This is a genomic window from Roseobacter ponti (assembly GCF_012932215.1).
In the GTDB taxonomy this organism is placed as follows: domain Bacteria; phylum Pseudomonadota; class Alphaproteobacteria; order Rhodobacterales; family Rhodobacteraceae; genus Roseobacter; species Roseobacter ponti.
Genome location: NZ_CP048788.1, coordinates 1,097,746 through 1,118,173 on the forward strand (window position 1 = coordinate 1,097,746; position 20,428 = coordinate 1,118,173).

General features: G+C 62.4%; 19 protein-coding genes. 9 read left to right on the forward strand and 10 right to left on the reverse strand.

Translation table 11 applies throughout. From position 1 onward, the window contains the following. Window positions 1–40: 40 nt before the first annotated feature. Both G3256_RS05385 and G3256_RS05390 read right to left on the reverse strand, forming a co-directional pair. Window positions 41–3,208, reverse strand: coding sequence for a valine--tRNA ligase (locus G3256_RS05385; RefSeq protein ID WP_169639845.1), 3,168 nt, complete (start codon window positions 3,206–3,208; stop codon window positions 41–43). Between the two features lie 163 nt (window positions 3,209–3,371). Further along, window positions 3,372–3,968: an HD domain-containing protein gene (locus tag G3256_RS05390; RefSeq protein WP_169642337.1), complete on the reverse strand. Its 597-nt coding sequence runs from the start codon at window positions 3,966–3,968 to the stop codon at window positions 3,372–3,374. 342 nt (window positions 3,969–4,310) lie between these two features. Here G3256_RS05390 and G3256_RS05395 point away from each other — a divergent pair, with 342 nt between their 5' ends. The 3 genes from G3256_RS05395 to G3256_RS05405 all read left to right on the forward strand — a co-directional run bounded on the left by G3256_RS05395 (window position 4,311) and on the right by G3256_RS05405 (window position 8,105). Further along, window positions 4,311–6,608, forward strand: coding sequence for a xanthine dehydrogenase family protein molybdopterin-binding subunit (locus G3256_RS05395; RefSeq protein ID WP_169639846.1), 2,298 nt, complete (start codon window positions 4,311–4,313; stop codon window positions 6,606–6,608). Next, window positions 6,586–7,665, forward strand: a complete 1,080-nt coding sequence (locus G3256_RS05400; RefSeq protein ID WP_169639847.1) for a DUF2235 domain-containing protein — start codon at window positions 6,586–6,588, stop codon at window positions 7,663–7,665. The genes G3256_RS05395 and G3256_RS05400 overlap by 23 nt, the downstream gene beginning before the upstream one ends. A gap of 68 nt (window positions 7,666–7,733) precedes the next feature. Then, window positions 7,734–8,105 carry a hypothetical protein gene (locus tag G3256_RS05405; protein WP_169639848.1) on the forward strand — a complete coding sequence of 124 codons (372 nt, stop codon included), beginning with the start codon at window positions 7,734–7,736 and terminating at the stop codon, window positions 8,103–8,105. Here G3256_RS05405 and G3256_RS05410 read toward each other — a convergent pair whose 3' ends face one another. Continuing rightward, the gene (locus G3256_RS05410) at window positions 8,106–8,588 is read right to left on the reverse strand and encodes a PaaI family thioesterase (protein WP_169639849.1); all 483 of its coding nucleotides are present in this window, start codon (window positions 8,586–8,588) and stop codon (window positions 8,106–8,108) included. 63 nt (window positions 8,589–8,651) lie between these two features. Beyond that, a complete protein-coding gene (gene metF / locus G3256_RS05415) occupies window positions 8,652–9,521 on the reverse strand; it encodes a methylenetetrahydrofolate reductase [NAD(P)H] (RefSeq protein ID WP_169639850.1) in 870 nt (289 codons plus the stop codon). Window positions 9,522–9,609: 88 nt separating this feature from the next. On the opposite strand from metF, the gene G3256_RS05420 reads away from it, so the two are divergent. Next, window positions 9,610–10,515: a LysR family transcriptional regulator gene (locus tag G3256_RS05420; RefSeq protein ID WP_169639851.1), complete on the forward strand. Its 906-nt coding sequence runs from the start codon at window positions 9,610–9,612 to the stop codon at window positions 10,513–10,515. A 15-nt stretch (window positions 10,516–10,530) separates the two neighbouring features. Here G3256_RS05420 and G3256_RS05425 read toward each other — a convergent pair whose 3' ends face one another. The 4 genes from G3256_RS05425 to ccmI all read right to left on the reverse strand — a co-directional run bounded on the left by G3256_RS05425 (window position 10,531) and on the right by ccmI (window position 14,079). Beyond that, window positions 10,531–11,955 (reverse strand): hypothetical protein, encoded by a 1,425-nt coding sequence (locus tag G3256_RS05425; RefSeq protein WP_169638876.1) that lies wholly within the window; start codon window positions 11,953–11,955, stop codon window positions 10,531–10,533. 179 nt (window positions 11,956–12,134) lie between these two features. Further along, complete coding sequence (locus tag G3256_RS05430) at window positions 12,135–12,365, reverse strand: DUF1289 domain-containing protein (RefSeq protein ID WP_169639852.1); 231 nt, start codon at window positions 12,363–12,365, stop codon at window positions 12,135–12,137. Continuing rightward, the gene (gene ruvX, locus G3256_RS05435) at window positions 12,362–12,853 is read right to left on the reverse strand and encodes a Holliday junction resolvase RuvX (protein WP_169639853.1); all 492 of its coding nucleotides are present in this window, start codon (window positions 12,851–12,853) and stop codon (window positions 12,362–12,364) included. Before ruvX ends, G3256_RS05430 begins: the two co-directional genes overlap by 4 nt. Continuing rightward, complete coding sequence (ccmI, locus tag G3256_RS05440; RefSeq protein WP_169639854.1) at window positions 12,850–14,079, reverse strand: c-type cytochrome biogenesis protein CcmI; 1,230 nt, start codon at window positions 14,077–14,079, stop codon at window positions 12,850–12,852. Before ccmI ends, ruvX begins: the two co-directional genes overlap by 4 nt. A 225-nt stretch (window positions 14,080–14,304) precedes the next feature. Between ccmI and G3256_RS05445 the strand changes: the two genes are divergently transcribed. Beyond that, a complete protein-coding gene (locus G3256_RS05445; protein WP_169639855.1) occupies window positions 14,305–15,549 on the forward strand; it encodes a sarcosine oxidase subunit beta family protein in 1,245 nt (414 codons plus the stop codon). Between the two features lie 2 nt (window positions 15,550–15,551). On the opposite strand, the gene G3256_RS05450 is transcribed toward G3256_RS05445, so the two are convergent. Both G3256_RS05450 and G3256_RS05455 read right to left on the reverse strand, forming a co-directional pair. Then, window positions 15,552–15,701 carry a hypothetical protein gene (locus tag G3256_RS05450; RefSeq protein ID WP_169639856.1) on the reverse strand — a complete coding sequence of 50 codons (150 nt, stop codon included), beginning with the start codon at window positions 15,699–15,701 and terminating at the stop codon, window positions 15,552–15,554. A 6-nt stretch (window positions 15,702–15,707) separates the two neighbouring features. Next, window positions 15,708–15,896: a hypothetical protein gene (locus G3256_RS05455; protein ID WP_169639857.1), complete on the reverse strand. Its 189-nt coding sequence runs from the start codon at window positions 15,894–15,896 to the stop codon at window positions 15,708–15,710. Window positions 15,897–16,051: 155 nt separating this feature from the next. Between G3256_RS05455 and G3256_RS05460 the strand changes: the two genes are divergently transcribed. From G3256_RS05460 to G3256_RS05475, 4 genes are all read left to right on the forward strand, one after another. Beyond that, the gene (locus G3256_RS05460) at window positions 16,052–16,330 is read left to right on the forward strand and encodes a hypothetical protein (protein ID WP_169638877.1); all 279 of its coding nucleotides are present in this window, start codon (window positions 16,052–16,054) and stop codon (window positions 16,328–16,330) included. Window positions 16,331–16,420: 90 nt separating this feature from the next. Next, window positions 16,421–16,750: a sarcosine oxidase subunit delta gene (locus G3256_RS05465; RefSeq protein WP_169639858.1), complete on the forward strand. Its 330-nt coding sequence runs from the start codon at window positions 16,421–16,423 to the stop codon at window positions 16,748–16,750. Continuing rightward, on the forward strand, window positions 16,747–19,761 hold the full coding sequence (locus G3256_RS05470) for a sarcosine oxidase subunit alpha family protein (RefSeq protein ID WP_169639859.1): 3,015 nt from the start codon (window positions 16,747–16,749) through the stop codon (window positions 19,759–19,761). The genes G3256_RS05465 and G3256_RS05470 overlap by 4 nt, the downstream gene beginning before the upstream one ends. Continuing rightward, window positions 19,754–20,335 carry a sarcosine oxidase subunit gamma gene (locus tag G3256_RS05475; RefSeq protein ID WP_169639860.1) on the forward strand — a complete coding sequence of 194 codons (582 nt, stop codon included), beginning with the start codon at window positions 19,754–19,756 and terminating at the stop codon, window positions 20,333–20,335. Before G3256_RS05470 ends, G3256_RS05475 begins: the two co-directional genes overlap by 8 nt. Window positions 20,336–20,428: the final 93 nt, after the last annotated feature.

The following is a 20,428-nucleotide window of genomic DNA, read 5'->3' on the forward strand; positions in this document are numbered from 1 at the left end:
CGGGTGACGCGCCGGCGCTGCCCGTCTGCCGCGCGCCGGCTCAGCCCAGTTCGGCCAGCCGCGCCAGCGCCTCTTTCAGCTGCGTCTCTTCCTCTTCGCGCAGCGCCAGATTGGCACGGGTTTCCTCGACCACCTCTTCCGGCGCGGAGGCTGCGAATTTCGGGTTGTTCAGCCGCCCGCGCAGGCCGCCAAGCTCTTTGGTGAGCTTGCCCAGGGATTTCTCCAGCCGCGCCTTTTCTTCCGCGATATCAATGATATCCGCCAGCGGAAGCCCGAAGGAAGCGCCGGGGACGGCAAGCGATACGGTCCCCTTGGGGAAGCTCTCTGCGCGGCTCAGATCACCGACCCGGGCGAGCCGTTTGATCATCACCTCGTTGCGCGCCCAGGCGGCCTCTCCGGCGGCATCAATGTCGGTGACAACCAGCGGCACATAAAGCCCTGCCGGCACATGCATCTGCGCGCGCGCAGAACGGATCGCCTCAATCAGGCTGATCACCCAGGTGAGCTCCCGGTCGGCGTCCGCATCAACAAGATCGGCGGCTTTGTAGTCAGGCCAGTCAGCGTGCACCAGCATCTTTTCACGGGTGCCCGTGGCGGCCCAGAGCTCTTCGGTGATGAAGGGCATGACCGGGTGCAGCAGGATCATGCACTGGTCCAGAACCCAGGCCATCGTCTCGCGCGTCTCGGGTGCGAATTCGGCGTTGGCCTCGTCCTGCAGCAGCGGTTTGCTGAGCTCCACATACCAGTCACAGACCTTGCCCCAGACAAAGGCATAGGCCGCATTGGCCGCGTCATTGAACCGGTAGTTTTCGAGCGCTGCGTCGATCTCTTCGCGGACGCGGGCGGTCTCGCCGATGATCCATTTATTGACCGGTGCACGGGGATGCACAGGGCGTGCACCACCTGTGCACTGATCGTGCACCGTTTTCGCGCGATGCTCAAAAACCCCGTTCATCTCAGCAAACCGGCAGGCGTTCCAGAGTTTGGTGCCGAAATTGCGGTAGCCGGCGATGCGCTGCGTCGAAAGCTTCAGGTCACGCCCCATGGCGGCCATCGCTGTGAGCGTAAAGCGCACGGCGTCGGCCCCGAATTCGTCGATCATGTCGAGCGGGTCGATGACATTGCGAAGCGACTTGGACATCTTCTTGCCCTTTTCGTCGCGCACCAGCGCGTGCACATAGACGGTGTCGAAGGGCTTCTGCCCGACCACGGCGTATTGCATCATCATCATCCGGGCGACCCAGAAGAAGATGATGTCAAAGCCGGTGATCAGAACGGAAGTGGGGAAGTATTTCTGCAGCGCCTCATTGTCTGCGTCTTTCTCCGCGTTACCGGTCCAGCCGAGCGTGCCGATGGGCCAGAGGCCTGAGGAGAACCAGGTGTCGAGAACGTCGGGGTCGCGACCTAATTCAATGACACCTGATTTTCCGTCACGCGGCTTTCTTATCTGGAAACCAGGCGAGTCAAAATCTGCCGCCACGATCTCGAAATCGTCTGGATAATAATCGCGTGCTTGTGCAATCAAATCTTCGATTGAAGCAGCGCAGAATACCTTTGCATTCGACGTATCGTAGCTTTCTCCAAACCCAGCATCCCGCTGGACTCTCCCGGTCAGCGCTGAGTTGCCATCAGCGTCGGTTTCGCAAGTGGGCCCGTACCACACCGGAATCTGATGCCCCCACCAGAGCTGCCGCGAGATGCACCAGGGCTCGATGTTTTCGAGCCAGTTGAAATAGACCTTCTTGTCCTGCTCGGGGAGGATTTCCGTCTCGCCATTGCGCACGGCATCGATCGCGGGCTGCACGATCTGCGCGGTGTCCACAAACCACTGATCCGTGAGCATCGGTTCGATCACCACTTTTGAGCGGTCGCCAAACGGCTGCATGATCTTTTTGGCCTCAACGAGCGGGGCAAGCTCGCTGCTTTCCTGCCCGTCCTCTTCGTCGATCACCGGCACGCGGTGCATGACCGCGAGACCCTCGGCGGTGATCTGTTCCACAACCTTTTTGCGCGCCTCGAACCGGTCAAGTCCGCGCAGATCTTCGGGCACCAGATTGACGTCACTCACATCGGGCGCAGGTTGCTCTGAGGGCGACTGAAAGCGGCCTTCGGTGCTTTTGTGCATTTCGACCCACAGGTCCGCAATGCGCCCCGCCTCTTCGGCGGAGTCTTCGTAAGGTCGTCCGTCCGCGCGCATCCGGCCTTTGGTGTCCAGCAGCGCGTAAAGCGGAATGTTGTTGCGCATGGCCACGGCGTAGTCGTTGAAGTCATGCGCCCCGGTGATCTTCACCGCACCGGAGCCAAAGGCGGGGTCGGGGTATTCGTCGGTGATGATCGGGATAAGCCGGCGGTGCTCTTTCGGGCCGACCGGGATTTCACATAGTTTTCCGATGATTGGCGCATAACGCTCATCTGTCGGGTGAACGGCAACCGCGCCGTCGCCCAGCATGGTTTCGGGCCGCGTGGTGGCAATGGAGATATAGTCGCGCGTCTCGCGCAGGGTCTCATTGCCGTCCTCGTCCTTTTCCACATATTCATAGGTGGCACCGCCCGCGAGCGGGTATTTAAAGTGCCACATGAAGCCGTCGGTCTCGATGTTCTCGACCTCAAGATCGGAGATCGCCGTCTCGAAATGCGGGTCCCAGTTCACCAGGCGCTTGCCGCGGTAAATCAGGCCTTTGTTGTACATATCCACAAAGACCTTGATCACCGCATCGTGGAAATCGGGTCCCCGGCCGGCTTCCGGATCGCCCGGTGCGCCGCCCATGGTAAAGGCCTCGCGCGACCAGTCGCAGGAGGCGCCCAGACGTTTGAGCTGGCCGATGATGGTGCCGCGGGATTTTACCTTCTGCTCCCAGACGCGTGCGAGGAATTTGTCGCGGCCCATCTCGGCGCGCGTGGGCTCGCCGTTGGCGGCCATTTCGCGTTCGGTGACCATCTGCGTGGCGATGCCTGCGTGATCGGTGCCGGGCTGCCAGAGCGTGTCGAACCCGCGCATCCGGTGCCAGCGGGTCAGGATGTCCTGCAGTGTGTTGTTAAACGCATGCCCCATGTGCAGTGAGCCCGTCACATTTGGCGGGGGGATCATAATGGAAAAGGTCTCGCTGCGTGAGGCATTGGCCCCGGCTGCAAAAGCGCCGGCCTTTTCCCAGGCTGCATAGAGGCGGTCTTCGGCCGCTTTTGCGTCAAATGTTTTGTCCAGCGCCATGATCGCACCCTCATTTACGTGATGAGCGCTGATCTAGCGGAGCAGAGCACAAAGGGAAAGGTCACGCGTCGCGTTTTCGGTGCTGCGCCGGGCCCGGGCGTGGCCGGGCAGCCTCAGGCAGGCCTCGATGGCCTGCCTGAGGCTTCGCCTGTGCACCCGCCCGTCAGCCTGCGACGAGCGGCACCCTTACGCCTGGGCGCAGAACCTCCGCATCCCATGGTGGTCTGGCGAAAACCTCTTCTACGCGCGGTGCAAAATGCGCCAGCGGCAGCGTGTCGTAGTCCGGATCAAAGCTCGCCTGATCCCAGCGCTCGCAGAACGTCGCACAGTCATCAAAGTACATATGCCCCGCGTAAGCGTCACGTTTATCCGGATTGCCGCCCACGTGATGCCCGTAATAGATCATCTGGAAATCGCCGTGTTTCTCCACCACCCAGGCGCACTGTTCGCGCACAAAAGGCCGCAGGATCGTTGCCGCGTATTCGTCGTGGTTATATGGCGCAAAGATATCACCGATGTCGTGCAGCAGCGCCGACACGATCCAGTCGGTATCCGCCCGGTCCCGCTCGGCGCGCGTGGCCGACTGCAGCGAGTGGCCCAGCCGCGTGATCTGATAGCCCGAGAGGCTCTCATCAAGGCTCACCAGCGCATTCAGCAGCCGGGACGCGGTTCCTTTGGTGTATTCCACCTCGTGTTCGGTCAGAAAGGCGTAGTCTTCCGCCGTGCCGTCCTTCATCTGTGTGAAGCCCACGTGGTCCATTTTCGCGCTGCTCATGTGCAGATCCCTCCCGTAACCGGCAGGCCCCGCCAGCATGGCGTTCGCCCGGGCCTTAAAAACCACATCGTATTGCGCAAAGGCGACGGGCGTAAAGAGCCCGCCTGATTAATGAGATCCGACAAGGCCGCGGTAAAACGTCCCCGGGGCCGGCATAAGGCAAATCCTGCCACAGGTAGTCCTGCATCATGCCACCTGGCCATCGTGCGGTCAGTCGCTCCCGATTTCACCATCACGCGGCTTTTTGAGTGCCTCACGGGCTGGACAAGGGCTGGTGCGGGGCTACTCTCCCCCGCACAGCCTTCCCCCCTCAAAAGGACCACCTCCATGGACAAATTCGGCAAATCGCAGCCTGTCAAACGGGTTGAAGACGTCCGGTTTCTGACCGGTCAGGGCCGTTATATGGATGATATCGCCCCGAAAGGCGCACTGAGGGGGGTCGTGTTCCGCGCGCCGGTTGCGCACGGTGTGATCACCGGGCTTGATGTGAGTGCCGCGCGTGAGGCGGGGGGAGTTCGGGCAGTTTATACGGTGGACGATCTGGATGCCGCGGGGCTCAATATCAACATGAACGCCACTGTCGTGAAAAACCGCGATGGTACAGACGGTGCGGCCCCCGCGCGCCCGATCCTTGCCAAAGACCGGATGCGCTTTGTCGGAGAGCCTGTGGCTTTTGTGGTCGCGGATAGCATGGAGGCCGCGCGGGATGCGGCAGAACTCATCGAGCTTGAGTATGACGATCTGGACGTCAAAACTGATGTCGGTCCCGGCGGGCCGCTGGTGCACCCGGAGGCGCCGGAAAACCGCGCCTTTGACTGGGGGATGGGTGATGAGGCGGCCACCGAGGCCGCTTTTGCCAAAGCGGCCCGGCGTGTGTCGCTGGAGGTGGGCGACAACCGCATCATCTGCAACGCGATGGAGCCGCGCGGCTGTCTGGCGGAATGGGACGGCAACCGCCTGCATGTGGCGCTTGGAGCGCAGGGTGTCTGGGCGCATAAGGCACAGATCGCCCAGGCCCTTAACCTCGATCCGGAAGCGGTGCATGTGACCATTCCGGACGTGGGCGGCGGGTTCGGCATGAAGGCCTTTGCCTATCCGGAGTATTTTCTATGCGCCCATGCCACGCGGGAACTCGGTAAGCCGGTCGCCTGGATGTCGGACCGCACCGAGGCGATGCTGAGCGATAACGGCGGGCGCGATCTGACATCGCTGGCGGAGTTTGCTTTTGACGACAACAACAAAATCACCGCCTATCGGGTGCGCACCAAATGCAATCTGGGGGCCTATAATTCGCAGTTCGGCCAGCCCATCCAGACGCAGCTTTTCAGCCGGGTGCTGATGGGATGCTATGATGTGCAGACCACCTGGCTGCAGGTTGAGGGCTATTACACCAACACGGTACAGGTCGATGCCTATCGCGGGGCGGGGCGGCCCGAGGCGATCTATGTGCTGGAGCGGCTGATGGACCGCGCGGCGCGCGAGCTTGGCGTGGACCCGTTTGAGCTGCGCCGGATCAATTTTATCAAACCGGACCAGTTCCCCTATGACACTTCCACCGGCGAGACCTATGACGTGGGCGATTTCGCCCGGGTGATGGCGCGCGGGGCGGCAGAGGCGGATGTTCAGGGCTTTGCCGCGCGGCGTGACAGAGACGCAAAGACGGGACTGATGCGCGGGATCGGCATCTGTTACTATATTGAAAGTATTCTGGGCGATCCTTCGGAAGGCGCGCGTGTTGCGTTCAATGAGGATGGTACGGTGACGATCTTTGTCGGCACACAGAGCACAGGTCAGGGCCATGAGACGGTCTATGCCGGTTTCCTGGCCGATCAGACGGGTATCCCCGCGCATCTCATTGAAGTTGTGCAGGGTGACAGCGACCGGATTGCCAAAGGCGGCGGTACCGGCGGGTCGCGGTCTGTAACAGTTCAGAACAATGCGACACTGGCCGCAGTGGATGTGATGACGGAGGCCTTTACCGCCTTTCTCGCCGATGAGATGGGCGTTCCGGCCTCTGAGATCAGCTTTGATGACGAGCGTTTCCGGGCGGAGGGGTCGAACCTGACGCCGACAATGCTGGAGGTCGCTGAGATGGCGCGCGATGGCGGGCGCGACGATCTGCTGAGCCATGAGGCGCGCGCGAAACTGCCCGCGCGCAGCTTTCCCAACGGATGCCATATTTCTGAAGTAGTGATTGACCCCGAAACCGGAGTGACCACTGTGGACCGCTATTGCGTCGTTGACGATTTTGGCAACCTTATCAACCCGATGCTGGCCGAAGGTCAGGTGCATGGCGGGGTCGTTCAGGGCATTGGTCAGGCGATCACCGAGCAGGTTGTCTATGATACCGAGGGACAACTGCTCACGGCATCGTTTATGGATTACGCCTTGCCGCGGGCGGGCGACATTCCCCATATAAGTTTCACGTCCGAGCCGGTACCTTCGACCGCCAATATCATGGGGATGAAGGGGTGCGGCGAGGCCGGCACCGTCGGTGCGCTGGCGGCCGTCGCGAATGCGGTACAGGATGCACTCTGGGAGCGGGGCGTGCGGCAGGCCGACATGCCCTTTACCCCGCATAACGTCTGGGAGCTGATCAGAAGTGAGGACATCGCAGCGCAATAAGGGCCTTTTTGGCTGGCTGCGGGGCAGGATATGGCGCCGCCCGGCCAGCGATTTTGCGCCGCGTCGCGGACCGGTCACCCATGTTATCATTCTCGACGGGACGATGTCCTCGCTGGAGCCCGGCTGTGAAACGCATGCCGGGATCACATATAAGCTGATGCGCGAGACGGGCGGCAGGGTCTCGGTCTACTATGAGCCGGGTCTACAATGGAGCAACTGGCGCACGGCGATGGATGTTTTTGCCGGGCGCGGGATCAACCGCCAGATCCGCCGGGCTTACGGTTATCTTGCGTCGCGTTACCGACCAGGTGACCGCATTTACCTGATGGGTTATTCGCGCGGCGCCTATGCGGTGCGCAGTCTTGCCGGCATCATCGATCTGGTGGGTCTGCTGCGTGCTGACGAAGCGACCGAGCGCAATATCCGCGAAATCTATCGTCACTATGAAAACGACCCCGGCACTGATGCCGCGCGGGCCTTTTCATCGGCGCGGTGCCACGACACGGTCGCGATTGAGATGATCGGGGTCTGGGACACGGTCAAATCACTCGGGCTGAACCTGCCGTTCCTCTGGCGGCTGAGTGTCAAGAAGCACGATTTTCACAACCACGCGCTCAGCCACAACGTCAAAGCCGGGTTCCATGCGCTGGCCATCGATGAGACGCGCGTGGCCTATTCGCCGGTGCTCTGGTCAACGCCTGAAGGCTATGGCGGTCGGGTGGAGCAGATGTGGTTTGCCGGCACCCACGGCGACATCGGCGGACAGCTTGGCGGATATGAGGCGGCGCGCCCGCTGGCCAATATCTCGCTGGTGTGGCTGCTGGGCCGCGCCCAGGCCAGCGGCCTGCCATTGCCCGAAGGCTGGATGCAGCGCTTTGTGCAGGATGCGACAGCGCCGATGCTGGGCACTTTCCGGGGCCACGGCAAGTGGCTGGTGTCACGGCGCAAACGGATCCGGATGCAGGACAGCTCAGAACGGGTCCACGAAAGCGTCGGCCTGCGTGCAGCCTCCCGGCCTGCGGCGAAGCGCTGGATCCAGACCGGCACAACCGTCTGACGCGACGGGTCAGAATTCTGCCGTTTTGATGTGACATAACCGGGCGAGAGGTTGTGAAGGAGACCCTGGTGATCCGAATGTCATGTCTGGCCGTAGTTGCCCTCAGCGCCGCCGCTCCGTTATCCGCAGGTCAGCCCCTCAGCGAAAGCATGGTACAGTGCGGTGCGCTTTATACGGTGGCGGCAGGCTGGGTCGACAGGGACGGCACCCGCGAAAAGCTTCTGGATGCTGCCGAAGCCTGGGCAGTTTCGGCCGAGGCCCGCGCCGCGACCGAAGGGCGAAGCGATCCTGCGGGATATGTCGATGCCATGTGGCCGGTCAAATGCAGCGCATGGTCTCAAAAGCACCGCGCATATGTCTTCACAGGTGATTTCCGCGACTGGATGAGCTATTGCCGCGCGCTTGCGAAACACGAAAACGTGCCGCTGCCGGGGTCCTGATCAGGCGATCTTCATGATGATACAGGTTGTCGAGCCCGTGGCATAAACGCGCCCGTCGTCGCGCCCGCGGATAACGCCGCTCGCGACACAGGTCGATCGGCCCGCATGATCGACCGTTGCAGTGCAGATCACCGGTGTGCCCTGCGGGATCGCCCGGGTGATATTCACCTTGTATTCAAGCGTTGTATAGACAGAGCCCTTTGGCACCATTGTCATTGCCGCACATCCCAGCGCGGAATCCAGCAGCGTGCCGTACCAGCCGCCGTGTACTGCGCCGCTGGGGTTCAGTGCGCCAAATCCGGGCGTGCCGGAGAAGACGACGCGACCCTCTTCAACCTCCAGAAGATCGAGGCCGAGTGTTTCCGCGATCGGGGCCCCGGCAATCCTGTCGTCCAGAATACCCTGCATGAACTCCAGCCCTGACATGCTCAGGATCTGGTCTCGGGGTGTCAGGTCGTCAGGCGTTCTGGCGGCATAGGTCATGGGGCGCGCTCCGCTGTTGATTGTCATCAACAGTTAGAACGCAGCCCTCAGAGCCTCAAGGGTTTACGCAACGTCGCGCACGCCTGTCTCCGCCTGGGTGACCCCGAGAGCGTGGCAGATCTCACGCGTCAGCTCCGGCCGGTTCAGCGTATAGAAATGCAGGTTTTCGACACCCTCATCGACCAGCGCCGAGCACATCTCCGTGCAGACCGCGCGGGCCAGCAGGTCGTGGCGGTTATCGCGGATTGCGGTTTCAAAGGCCTGATCGAGCCAGAGAGGCACGCTGGTGCCGCAGCGCAGGGCGAATTTACGGGCGCTGGCCCAGTTGGTCACCGGCAGTATGCCCGGTGTTATCGGGGCGGTGATCCCGGCCTTTGCGCAGTCATCGCGGAAGCGCAGAAAGGTCTCTGCTTCAAAGAAGAACTGCGTGATCGCCTCGGCGGCACCTGCGTCGATCTTGGCTTTGAGCCAGTCAATGCTGGCCGCCTGGCTTGCCGCTTCGGGATGTTTTTCCGGATAGGCGCCGACGCGCAGGGTGAAAAGGTTCGTGGCGGCCAGCGCTTCGATCAGATCCACGGAATTTGCAAAGCCGTCGGGGTGGGCGGTAAAGCCGTCGCTGCCCTCGGGCGCATCACCGCGCAGGGCCACAAGATCGGTCACACCGGCTTTGGCAAACCGGCGCGCGGTGGCCATGGTTTCGTCGCGCGTGGCGCCCACGCAGGTCAGATGCGCCGCGACCGGCAGGCCGGACGATTTGCGCAGCGTGTAGGCGGCGTCATGGGTCAGATCGCGCGTCGTGCCGCCCGCGCCATATGTCACCGAGAAAAACCGCGGTGCCAGCGGCGCCAGTGCCTGGGCCGTTTCCCACAGGCGAAAGGATGCATCGATCGAGCGGGGCGGAAAGACTTCGAATGAAACAGCGGGTGTGGACATCGGAACGGTTCCTTATGATTTCGTCTCTTGTGCCATGAACGGAATGATGAAACAAATTCATAACTTTCATCTTTAATATGAGTTCGACATGCATATTGAGTTCAGACACCTGCGTACCATTCAGGCCATTCACGAGGCAGGCGGGCTCGCGCGCGCGGCTGATCTGCTGCACATCACGCAATCTGCCTTAAGTCATCAGATCAAGGGGCTCGAAGATCAGGCCGGCGTTGAACTGTTTGTGCGCCGCTCCAAGCCGCTGAAACTGTCGCCGGCGGGACAGAGGCTGCTGAAACTGGCAGAACAGGTGCTGCCCCAGGTGCAGGCGCTGCAGGATGAGTTCACCGGCCTGCGCGCGGGCAGCACAGGCCGGATGCACATCGCCATCGAGTGTCACGCCTGTTTTGAATGGCTCTTCCCGGTTCTGGAGAAATTCCGGCGGTCCTGGGCGGATGTGGACGTCGATATCCGCCCCGGTCTTGCCTTTGACGCGCTGCCGGCGCTGCTCAAAGAGGAGGTCGATCTTGTGGTGTCTTCCGACCCTGAAGATCTGCCCGGGGTCGAGTTTGTGGAACTCTTTGATTATGCACCGGTTTTTGTGGCTTCGAGCCAGCACACGCTGGCGCAGAAGCCTTTCGTCGAGGCGGCGGATTTTCGTGGTGAGACGCTGATCACCTACCCGGTGGAACGCTCGCGACTGGATGTGTTCAGCCAGCTGCTGATCCCCGCCAAGGTCGAGCCGGCTGCGATCCGTCAGGTTGAACTTACTGCGGTGATACTGCTGCTCGTGGCGTCAAACCGGGGCGTTGCAGTGCTGCCTGACTGGGTGGTGCGCGAGGTGAAGTATTCTTCTGATTACGTCACACGCCCGCTGACCGAAAAGGGTGTGACCCGCAGGCTTTATGCGGCGGTCCGGCATGATGATATGGAAAAAGCGTATATGCAGCACCTGTTGCGGCTTGCCGGCGAAGAGGCGCGCAAACTGCAGGCCCGCTAAGTCCGGTAACGCGCTTCAGCTGTTGCCGAAACGGCCTGCGAGGCTGTTGATCAGACGCCGCTCTGCCGGGGAAAGCTGTGACGGTTCATTACCGGCGGTCAGGCTTTCCGGGGCGGGCAGGGATGCTTCGATCTGCTCGCGGCTGGGATTTGCAAGCCGTACGGCCTCGATGACCTTATCAGCAGTCTCAGGCGAAGCATCCAGCGCGCCGGAATAGGCACTCAGGATTTTCTCCTCCGCGCGGGTAATGGCGGTGCGGGCGTCGACAAGCTGATTGACCACCACGGCGGCACGGGTCAGGGCGGCGGTTCCGGGCTGGTCCGTGCCGTTGGCACGGGCCGTACTGATTACCTGATTGGCCGGGCCGAGGTCAGGATACCCCAGGGTCGAGCGCGCCTGGTCGTCCAGAATGCGGTCGTCAATGCCATTGTCCAGTAAGGCCTGAGCATTGGCGATTTCGGTTTCTGACGGCGCGTTTCTGACCAGATCGTACGCTGCGGCCAGGGCCAGTGTTTCTTTCGCAATATCAAGATCTTCCTGCAGAGCCTGCATGGTAAAATCAGCGATGGCGAGGGCAGCGGCGAGACCGGCCGGTCCGCTGAAATTGCCGCTTGCGATGCGGTCAAGTTTGGCTTTGGTGCTGGCGTTGATCACACCGGTCACTGTGCCGAGATTGGCCGGGTGCATCGCGCCTTTGACTGTCGGACGCACGGCGGGCTTGATGCTTTCTTCGACCACCGGTGCGCGGGCGGTGCGGACGCGGGCAGTGCGTGCGCGCGGTGCAGATCCGGTATCGTTTTCAGCAGTGGTGCCTGCCCGGGCCGCCGTGGGTTCGGGTGTCGGCGCGCCGAAAAGTGTCTCGAGAACGCGGGCCAGCGCGGTGGTCCGCGGCGCAGTCGCTGCGCGGGTGGCGCCGTCTGACGGCACAGAACCGGTGGTTGGCGCAACGCTCAGCGTGCCGCTGGTGCCGGTCTCGGGGGCGGAGAACCCTGCATTGGCCTCGCCGCCGCCGCCGCTGTTATTGCCGCCGCCGGACCCTTTGATGTTGCTGCCGGTGGCGGGTGAGGTGCGGTCCTTGTTATGGCCATAGGCATTTCCGTTGCCGTTATTGCCGTTGCCGTTGCCGTTGCCGTTGCCGTTGCCGTTGTTCCCGTTCCCGTTGCCGTTGTTCCCGTTGCCGTTCCCGTTATTCTGGTTGCCGTGCGAATTGTCGCCGTGACTGAAACCGCCGTTGGCACTGTTGCCGCCGTGGCCGAAGGCATTTCCGTTGCCGTTGGTCCCGTTACCGGTGCCGCCTGCATTGCCGTGCCCGTTGCCGTTTCCATTGCCGTTGTTCTGCTGAGCCTCGACGGGACCGGCGGTCACAAACACCACCGCCGGCGCTGCGACGAGGGCAGACAGGGCGAGGGCAGAGGTGCCGATCCTGAGGTATCTCAACATATTCAGTCCTTTTGCGCAGACGAATTCCGGGCGCGATAAGCTGGTTTGCACAAATGGTTAACGGAGTATTAAGGCCACAATTTGTCGCGAATCGCCGGAAGTTGACGAAACTGTGACAGCCCTGGCGCAGGCGAGGGCGCCCGGGAACCGGCGTAAAGGGGGGCAGTCCGGAGGTGTGGTCAGCGTGCGAGACGTGCCGCCCGCCCGCCGCGCCGGCGGGTGATCCGGCCCGCCCGCCCTGGCAGTTCAGCGATGATGGCCCGACGGGCCTCGACACTCAGGCGTGACCACTGCGTGATCTCGTCGATGCTGCGCAGACAGCCGGTGCAGAGCCGCGCCTCGGGATGCACCACGCAGACCTTGATGCAGGGGCTTTCGATCTCGTCCCGTTTCCAGATGTCGTCGCTCATGCTCTGTCCTTATTGCGGCGCAATACGGCCATACGGTCCAGCGCCCCCTGCAGAATATACGCGGCTGCCACGTGATCAATCACCTCGGCGCGACGTTTGCGCGATGTATCCGCCTCAAGGAGCGCCCGTTCGGCGGCCACCGTCGAAAGCCGTTCGTCCCAGAAGGTCAGGGCGAGGTCAAACCCGTCGAGCCGGTCGATGTTGCGGGCGAAGGCGCGTGTCGACTGGCAGCGCGGCCCTTCGGAGCCGTCCATATTGCGTGGCAGGCCCAGGACGAGCCCGCCGATGCGTCGTTTATCCAGTACCAGCCGCAGTGCGGCGGCGTCTTCGGTGAACTTGCGGCGGCGGATGGTTTCGAGGGGCGTGGCCACCGACAGAAACGTATCGGAGACCGCCACGCCGATCGTTACCGTGCCCAGATCAAGACCGGCAATGGCCTGCAGGGGGGGCAGGGCGGCCAGAAACGCTTCGGTGTCCTCAAAGATCATTCCGCCACCTGTGCGCGCTGACCTGCGCGCAGCAGAAGATCAAGTGCGCGGGTGTCACCGGCAAAGACCTCCGTCGCGTTTTCATAGACGGCAGCGGCCTGGGACGTCTGTCCCAGCACGCCAAGTGCCGTGATCAGCTGTGCCCAGTCTTCGACCGGGCCGCCTTCAGTGGCCAGCCGGTCAGACAGTCCGGAGACCATATTGCCGATCATCTCCATGCGCTCTGCCGGCGTCATGTCGCCGGCGGCCTCGATGTCGGCCGCCGTCGGCCCGCGGCCGCCGCCGATTTCAGGCAGCTGGTAGTTTACCCCGGCGCGAAAAGCCATTTCCTCGATCTGTGCGAGAACCGGCGGGATCCAGGGCGCGTCTTCCGGCCCCTCGCGCAGCAGCCCGTCCCAGATCCGGAAGGCCGTATCGGGCCGTCCGACCTGTGACATCATCAGGCCCATATAATAGCGCGCCGTGCCGTTGCCCGGATCAAGGCTGAGTGCGGTCTGCAGCGCGGCCTCGGCTTCGGGTGAGACATAGCCACCGGCCGAAAGCACCAGCATATCGGCCAGACCTGCGTAATCCGTGGCCTCTGCCGCATCACCCTTGAGGCGGATGACCTCGCGCTGTGCGTCGGCTGCTGCGGGGAAGTTGTTGAGGTTGGCCTCGTTCTGGGCCAGCAGGATCTGTCCCTGCACATCGCCGGGCCGGTTTGCGACAGTCGTGCGCAACTGCTCCACGAGCGCGATGTAGTCGGGGCTGGCACTGGCGGGTGTCTGCGGGCGCGGCAGGCTGGCTTCGGCGGCTTCCTGAGCGGGGCGGCTGGCGCGGCGTTCGTCGGCCATGGCGATGCGGTCAGCAAGCGCCAGATCGCCGTATCCCGGTGCGCCGAGCTGCGTGTAAATCGCGACACTGCCGCCGATCAGCAGCACGGCAGCAACGGCAGCAACGATCTGTGGTGCGCCTTTTTTATCGTGATCGCCGGCCTGTTCCTTCTGAAGTGCCGCATCGGCGGCCAGAATACGGCGGGAAACCTCGGCGCGTACCCGTTCCGCATCTGCCTGGCTCACCACGCCGCGGGCGAGGTCCCTGTCAACCTCGCGCAGCTGGTCGCGGTATACGCGCAGGTCATAGGCCGCTGCCGGCTCAGTACCTCGCTTACGCGGCGCGCGCATCGCCAGCGCGATCAGCACAGCGACCACGGTCGCAAGCCCGCCTGCGATGATCCAGAATATCATGCCGTCCCCTCTGTCATGGCTGCAGATGTAGCCGCCCCGGCGCCGGACCAAAAGAGGCAAATGGCCACGGTGCTGTGACAGGTTGCTGCAATTGCGCCAGGTGTCGCAAACATGTCAGGATGTGACGCGCCGGGTCTTCAATTCTGCGCTGTTTCGCGCAGAAGGGTGGGGACTGGCGCGCCGGCGCGAATCCGGCATGTTTTTTCCCGGTCGGGGGTCTGTAAGATGAAACGCTATTCTGTTTTTGCTGTCGCGCGCGAGGCTGCACGGTATCACACCGGCTGGGAACGCGCCTGGCGCAAAGCCGAACCAAAGAAAAAGTACGATGTGATCATCATCGGGGGCGGCGGGCACGGGCTGGCGACGGCGTACCACCTTGGCAAACGGTTCGGCATCAAAAACGTGGCGATCCTCGAGAAAGGCTGGCTGGGCGGCGGCAACACCGGCCGGAACACCACCATCATCCGCTCCAATTACCTGCAGGACCCGTCGGCCGCACTTTATGAGAAGTCGCGCAGTCTTTATGAGACGATGAGCCAGGATCTCAACTACAACGTCATGTTCAGCCCGCGTGGCGTGATCATGCTGGCGCAGACCCATCACGAGGTGCGCGGCTATCAGCGCACGGCCCATGCCAATGCGCTGCAGGGCGTGAAAACCGAATGGATAAGCCCCACGCGCGTGAAAGATCTGGTGCCGATCATGAACATCGCCGGGCCGCGCTATCCGGTGCTGGGCGGGCTCTGGCAGGCGCGGGGCGGCACGGCGCGCCATGATGCGGTGGCCTGGGGCTATGCCCGGGCCTGTTCTGACATGGGCATGGATGTGATCCAGCAGTGCGAAGTCACGGCAGTGCGGCGCGAGGGCGGGAAAGTCGTCGGCGTGGATACCACGAAGGGTGCGATTGACTGCGACAAACTCGGGATCGTTGTGGCGGGCAATTCCGGTCACGTGGCCGGGCTCGCGGGGTTCCGGCTGCCGATCGAGAGTGTGGCGCTGCAGGCGCTGGTTTCGGAGCCGATCAAGCCCTGCATGGATGTGGTTGTCATGGCCAACACGGTGCACGGGTATCTGTCGCAGTCCGACAAGGGCGAGATGGTGATCGGCGGCGGCACGGACGGGTACAACAACTACACCCAGCGCGGCTCTTTCCATCATATCGAGGAAACCGTGCGCGCGCTGATCGAGACTTTCCCGATGCTGAGCCGTCTGAAGATGCTGCGCCAGTGGGGCGGCATTGTGGATGTGACGGGCGACCGTTCGCCGATCTTAAGCAAAACACCGGTGGAAAATGTGTTCATCAACTGCGGCTGGGGCACCGGCGGGTTCAAGGCAACGCCCGGATCGGGCTGGGCGATGGCGGAACTGATTGCGAAGGGTCACGGGCCGCTGACGGATGCTTTCGGGCTGGAGCGGTTTCGCGAAGGGCGCTTCATTGACGAAAGCGTTGCCGCCGGGGTGGCGCACTGATGTCAGTCGGGCATGCCACCGTCGCCGGGCCCGCCGCCGATGTCGGCGCGGTTGCTGCCGTCATCGGGTTTGCGCGAGGTGCCGCGCCACACAAGCAGACCTGCGCCGCCGACAAGCACGCCAAGGGCCATCAGATAAAGGGTATCCGACATCTGAGGCTACTCGCCACTGGTCTTTTTGCCCTCGCCCGCCGCCGAGCCAAAAGCGATCAGGTCGCTCACATCGACCTCGCGGCCGCCGCGGGCCTCTTTGCGCTCAGCAATCCCGCGCCGTTCTTTCACAAGCATGAAAACGGCAATTGCGGCGATCAGACCAAAGGCCAGAACGGCCATCATTTCCTTGCTCATGTCATCTCCTTTTTCGCGTCCTTCTGCGGACCGGTTCTCAGCATCATGGCACGGGCGCACCGGTTTGGCGAGGTCTCAACGGGTGCCGCGCTGCGGAACTATTCCATCGGTAAGTACGTTTGCATGCCAGTACTTACTTATCGCGGAGAAATGAAATGGCTGACCATACAACAACGACCACACCGGCTCAGACGTCGACCACAACAACTTCTTCGGGCGGCAATGCCGGACTGGCATTTATCGTCGGCGCGCTTGTCGTCGTCGTCGGTGTGCTTGCCTGGATCATGCTTGCCGACACCGGCAGTTCCTCAGGCGGCGATGTCACCATCAGCGTTGAAGGTGCTGCAGATGAAGCAGCCGGTGCCGCAGCCGCTGTCGAAGGTGCTGCTAATGCTGTTGAAGGTGCCGTCGAAGGTGCTGCCGAAGGCAACTGAACCCGCCCGATATTTAACAGGCTTTGCCGGTGTCCTTCGGGGCGCCGGCTTTTTTGCGTCTGCGCCGGCTTTATCTGAACGGAGTGTTTCATGCTGATCCTGACCTGTCCTGTCTGCGGTGTGACCGCCGAAGAGACCGAATTTCACGCCGGTGGCGAAGCGCATCTGAAACGGTACGGGCCGGGGAGTTCTGAAGAGAATTTCGAGGAATATCTCTTTATGCGTGAAAATCCGAAGGGCGTGCATTTTGAACGCTGGCGGCATGTCTATGGCTGCGGCAAATGGTTTCATGCCGCACGCTCCACGACCACGCTTGAGGTTTTCGGTGTTTATCCTGCGCAGACGGTTGAACCGCCGGCCGGACTGAAATCCGCCATTTCCGAAAAACAGCCGGGCTGGTCCTGGAGGGGCTTCTCATGAGTGAACGTCTGGCAACGGGGGGCCGGCTGGTCAACCGCGACACATCCGTGTCCTTTACCTTTAACGGCAGAACGCTGACGGGCTGTGAAGGCGATACGCTCGCCTCTGCGCTGCTCGCGAACGATCAGATGCTGATCGGCCGTTCGTTCAAGTACCACCGCCCGCGCGGTGTCGTGGCGTCGGGCGCGGAAGAGCCCAACGGTCTGGTGAACATGGGCGAGGGCGCGCGGTTTGAGCCGAACCAGCGCGTGACGACAACGGAGCTTTTCGAGGGGCTCACAGCGCGCAGCCAGAACCACTGGCCCAGCCTTGAGTTCGACGTCGGTGCGATCAACACGAAACTCGCGCGGTTTCTGCCGGCGGGGTTCTATTACAAGATGTTCATCCACCCCCGGCCGCTCTGGAAGCACGTCTATGAACCCTTTATCCGTCAGTCTGCCGGTCTGGGTCAGGCGCCCGAAGAGGGCGACGCGGATACCTATGAGCATTTCTATGCCTTTTGCGATGTGCTGGTGATCGGTGGCGGTGTCGCCGGGTTGCAGGCGGCGCATGCGGCAGCAAAAAGCGGTGCCCGTGTGATCCTTATGGAACAGACCGCAGGCTGGGGCGGGCGTGCGGTGGTCGATGGCGGCACGGTTGACGGCGCGCCTGTGGACAACTTCGTGGAACAAATCGTTTCCGAACTGGAAACAATGCCGGATGTGACGATGCGGACGCGCATGACAGGCGCCGGCGTTTATGATCATGGCTATGCGCTGGGATACGAGCAACTGCGTGATAACGCGCCGCAAAAAGAGGGTCCGCGGCACCGGCTGTGGCGCATCAGAGCGACACAGATCATCACCGCCACGGGGGCCATCGAGCGACCTTTGTCCTTTGCCGGTAACGATGTGCCGGGCGTTATGCTGGCCTCGGCGGTGCGGGATTATGTTGTTAACTACGGCGTCTCGCCGGGGGATCGCACGGTGGTTGTGACCAACAATGATGATGCCTATCAGACCGCGATCGCCCTTAATTATGCGGGTCTGACGGTCAAAGCGATCCTCGATGCGCGGGTGCTGCCCGAGGACAGCCCGGTGATGGAACAGGTCAAAGCGCTGGGCATCCGTGTGCTGATGGGCCACGGCATCGCGGCGGTGCAGGGCGGCAAGCGGGTGAGCGGTGTCACCGTCTGCAGCCAGTCCGGTGAGGGCGATGTGATCGAGGAGATCTACTGCGATACGGTAGCGATGTCGGGGGGCTGGTCGCCGGTCGTGCACCTGTGGTCGCACTGCGGTGGCAAGCTGGCCTGGGACGCGGGCCAGGCCATGTTCCGCCCGGATGTGGATAAAGCACCGACGGGTGTGGACGGTGCGCCTTTTGTGATGCCTGCCGGAGCGGCTAACGGTATGATGTCGCTGAGCGAAATTATGTCTGATGCGCATGCCGCGGGCCAGTCTGCCGCGCGTGCTGCGGGCTTTAAACCGGGCAGCCGGAAGGCCCCTGTGGGCGAAAGCGGCGAAGAGGCTCCGATGATGCCGGTCTGGCTGATGCCACAGGGCGCGCCCTATAAGCTGCGCTCCAAAGCCTGGCTCGATTATCAGAACGATGTGAAGGTCAGTGATGTGCAGCTGGCCGCGCAGGAGGGCTTTGAAAGCGTCGAACACGCCAAGCGATATACCACCCTCGGCATGGCCACGGATCAGGGTAAGCTGAGTAACATCAACGGTCTGGCCACGCTGGCAGGTGCTGTGGGTGCAGATATCCCGCAGGTGGGCACCACGACTTTCCGTCCGCCCTATACGCCGATTTCGATGGCTTCCATCGCAGGCGAGGCGCGCGGCGATGTGTTCCAGCCGCTGCGGCGCACGCCCATGCACGACTGGCATGACAGCAACGGCGCGCACTGGGAGCCGGTTGGCCAGTGGCGGCGGCCCTATGCCTATGTGCGGAGCGGTGAGTCGGTGGCGGATGCGGTCAACCGCGAGGTGTTCAACACACGGCAGAACCTCGGGCTGCTCGATGCCTCGACGCTGGGCAAGATCATCGTGCGGGGGCCGGATGCGCCGAAGTTCCTCGACATGATGTACACCAACATGATGAGCACGCTGAAGCCGGGCAAATGTCGTTATGGCCTGATGTGCTCGGAGAACGGGTTCCTGATCGATGACGGTGTGGTGGCGCGGATCGATGAGGACACCTTTCTTTGCCATACGACTACGGGCGGGGCGGAGCACATCCACCAGCATATGGAAGAGTGGCTGCAGACCGAATGGTGGGACTGGCAGGTCTATGTGGCCAACATCACCGAGCAGTATGCACAGATCGCCGTGGTGGGCCCCAATGCGCGTGCGGCGCTGGAAAAGCTGGGCGGGATGGATGTCTCTGCCGAAGGGCTGGGGTTCATGGAATGGGCGGACGGCACGCTCGGCGGCTTTAAGTGTCGGGTCTTCCGGATCTCCTTCTCCGGTGAACTGAGTTATGAGATAGCGGTGGATGCAGGCCAGGGGCAGGCTTTCTGGGACGCTCTGATGGTGGTGGGTCACGATCTGGGTGTGATGCCCTACGGCACGGAGACACTTCACGTTCTGCGCGCCGAAAAGGGCTTCATCATGATCGGGGACGAGACCGACGGCACGGTGATCCCGCAGGATCTGGGGCTGAACTGGGCCATCTCAAAGAAAAAGGACGACTTTCTGGGCAAACGCGCGCAGGAGCGCAGCCACATGACGGACCCGGACCGCTGGAAGCTGGTGGGGCTGGAGACGGTATCAGGGGGCGTGCTGCCTGATGGTGCTTATGCGGTGGGCACGGGCACCAATGCCAATGGCCAGCGCAATGTGATCGGACGCGTGACGTCAAGCTATCACTCGGCCACGCTGGGCCGGGGGATTGCCATGGGGCTGGTGCTGAACGGACCTGACCGGATGGGTGAGGTGATTGAGTTCCCGGGCACTGAAGGCGCGACATTCCGGGCGAAAATCGTCGACCCGGTGTTCTATGATAAAGAAGGGGAGAAGCAGAATGTCTGACCCTCTGTCCGCCCTGAACGGGGCATCCACTGCAACCGGCATCGCCGGGGTGCGCGAACTGCCCCTGCAGGGGATGATCACACTGCGCGGTGATATGGGCGCCGCGGCGCTGAAAAAGGCTGTGACGGCCGCGGTCGGGCTGAAGATGCCGGCCCTGGGTGAAGCTCTGTCGGACGCGGGGAAAACCGTTTGTCGCATGTCGCCGGATGAGGTCCTGTTACTTTGCGATTACAATGCGGCAGGAGACATTCTTCAGGCAGCACGGGACGCGCTTGGAGACACGCACAGCCTGGTGGTGAACGTGTCTGATGCGCGCGCGGCCTTTGAGGTCAGCGGGCCCTTTGCGCGCGAGGTGTTGGCCAAGCTCTGCCCGGTTGATCTCGCGCCCGGGCGGTTTGAGCCGGGCATGTTCCGGCGCACCCGCATGGCTCAGGTCGCCGCGGCCTTCAGAATGCCGGCAGCAGATACGTTTCATATCATCTGTTTCCGCAGCCAGGCGCGATATGTATTTGATGTGCTCCGGGTTGCAGCGCAGCCGGGCTCGGAGGTTAACGCATTCGGAGCCGCGACTTGACCCCCGGCAGGGTGCAATGCAACCATGAGGCGTCTGCGCGACTCGACTGAGCCGCGCACCCTGTCGCTGCCGACAGGAACTGGTTGGGGAAAT

Coding starts and splice junctions, on each gene's coding strand:
- G3256_RS05385 (WP_169639845.1), bottom strand. CDS start 3,208: ATGGCGCTGGACAAAACATTTGACGCAAAAGCGGCCGAAGACCGCCTC.
- G3256_RS05390 (WP_169642337.1), bottom strand. CDS start 3,968: ATGGACCACGTGGGCTTCACACAGATGAAGGACGGCACGGCGGAAGAC.
- G3256_RS05395 (WP_169639846.1), top strand. CDS start 4,311: ATGGACAAATTCGGCAAATCGCAGCCTGTCAAACGGGTTGAAGACGTC.
- G3256_RS05410 (WP_169639849.1), bottom strand. CDS start 8,588: ATGACCTATGCCGCCAGAACGCCTGACGACCTGACACCCCGAGACCAG.
- metF (WP_169639850.1), bottom strand. CDS start 9,521: ATGTCCACACCCGCTGTTTCATTCGAAGTCTTTCCGCCCCGCTCGATC.
- G3256_RS05420 (WP_169639851.1), top strand. CDS start 9,610: ATGCATATTGAGTTCAGACACCTGCGTACCATTCAGGCCATTCACGAG.
- G3256_RS05425 (WP_169638876.1), bottom strand. CDS start 11,955: ATGTTGAGATACCTCAGGATCGGCACCTCTGCCCTCGCCCTGTCTGCC.
- G3256_RS05430 (WP_169639852.1), bottom strand. CDS start 12,365: ATGAGCGACGACATCTGGAAACGGGACGAGATCGAAAGCCCCTGCATC.
- ruvX (WP_169639853.1), bottom strand. CDS start 12,853: ATGATCTTTGAGGACACCGAAGCGTTTCTGGCCGCCCTGCCCCCCCTG.
- ccmI (WP_169639854.1), bottom strand. CDS start 14,079: ATGATATTCTGGATCATCGCAGGCGGGCTTGCGACCGTGGTCGCTGTG.
- G3256_RS05445 (WP_169639855.1), top strand. CDS start 14,305: ATGAAACGCTATTCTGTTTTTGCTGTCGCGCGCGAGGCTGCACGGTAT.
- G3256_RS05450 (WP_169639856.1), bottom strand. CDS start 15,701: ATGTCGGATACCCTTTATCTGATGGCCCTTGGCGTGCTTGTCGGCGGC.
- G3256_RS05455 (WP_169639857.1), bottom strand. CDS start 15,896: ATGAGCAAGGAAATGATGGCCGTTCTGGCCTTTGGTCTGATCGCCGCA.
- G3256_RS05460 (WP_169638877.1), top strand. CDS start 16,052: ATGGCTGACCATACAACAACGACCACACCGGCTCAGACGTCGACCACA.
- G3256_RS05465 (WP_169639858.1), top strand. CDS start 16,421: ATGCTGATCCTGACCTGTCCTGTCTGCGGTGTGACCGCCGAAGAGACC.
- G3256_RS05470 (WP_169639859.1), top strand. CDS start 16,747: ATGAGTGAACGTCTGGCAACGGGGGGCCGGCTGGTCAACCGCGACACA.
- G3256_RS05475 (WP_169639860.1), top strand. CDS start 19,754: ATGTCTGACCCTCTGTCCGCCCTGAACGGGGCATCCACTGCAACCGGC.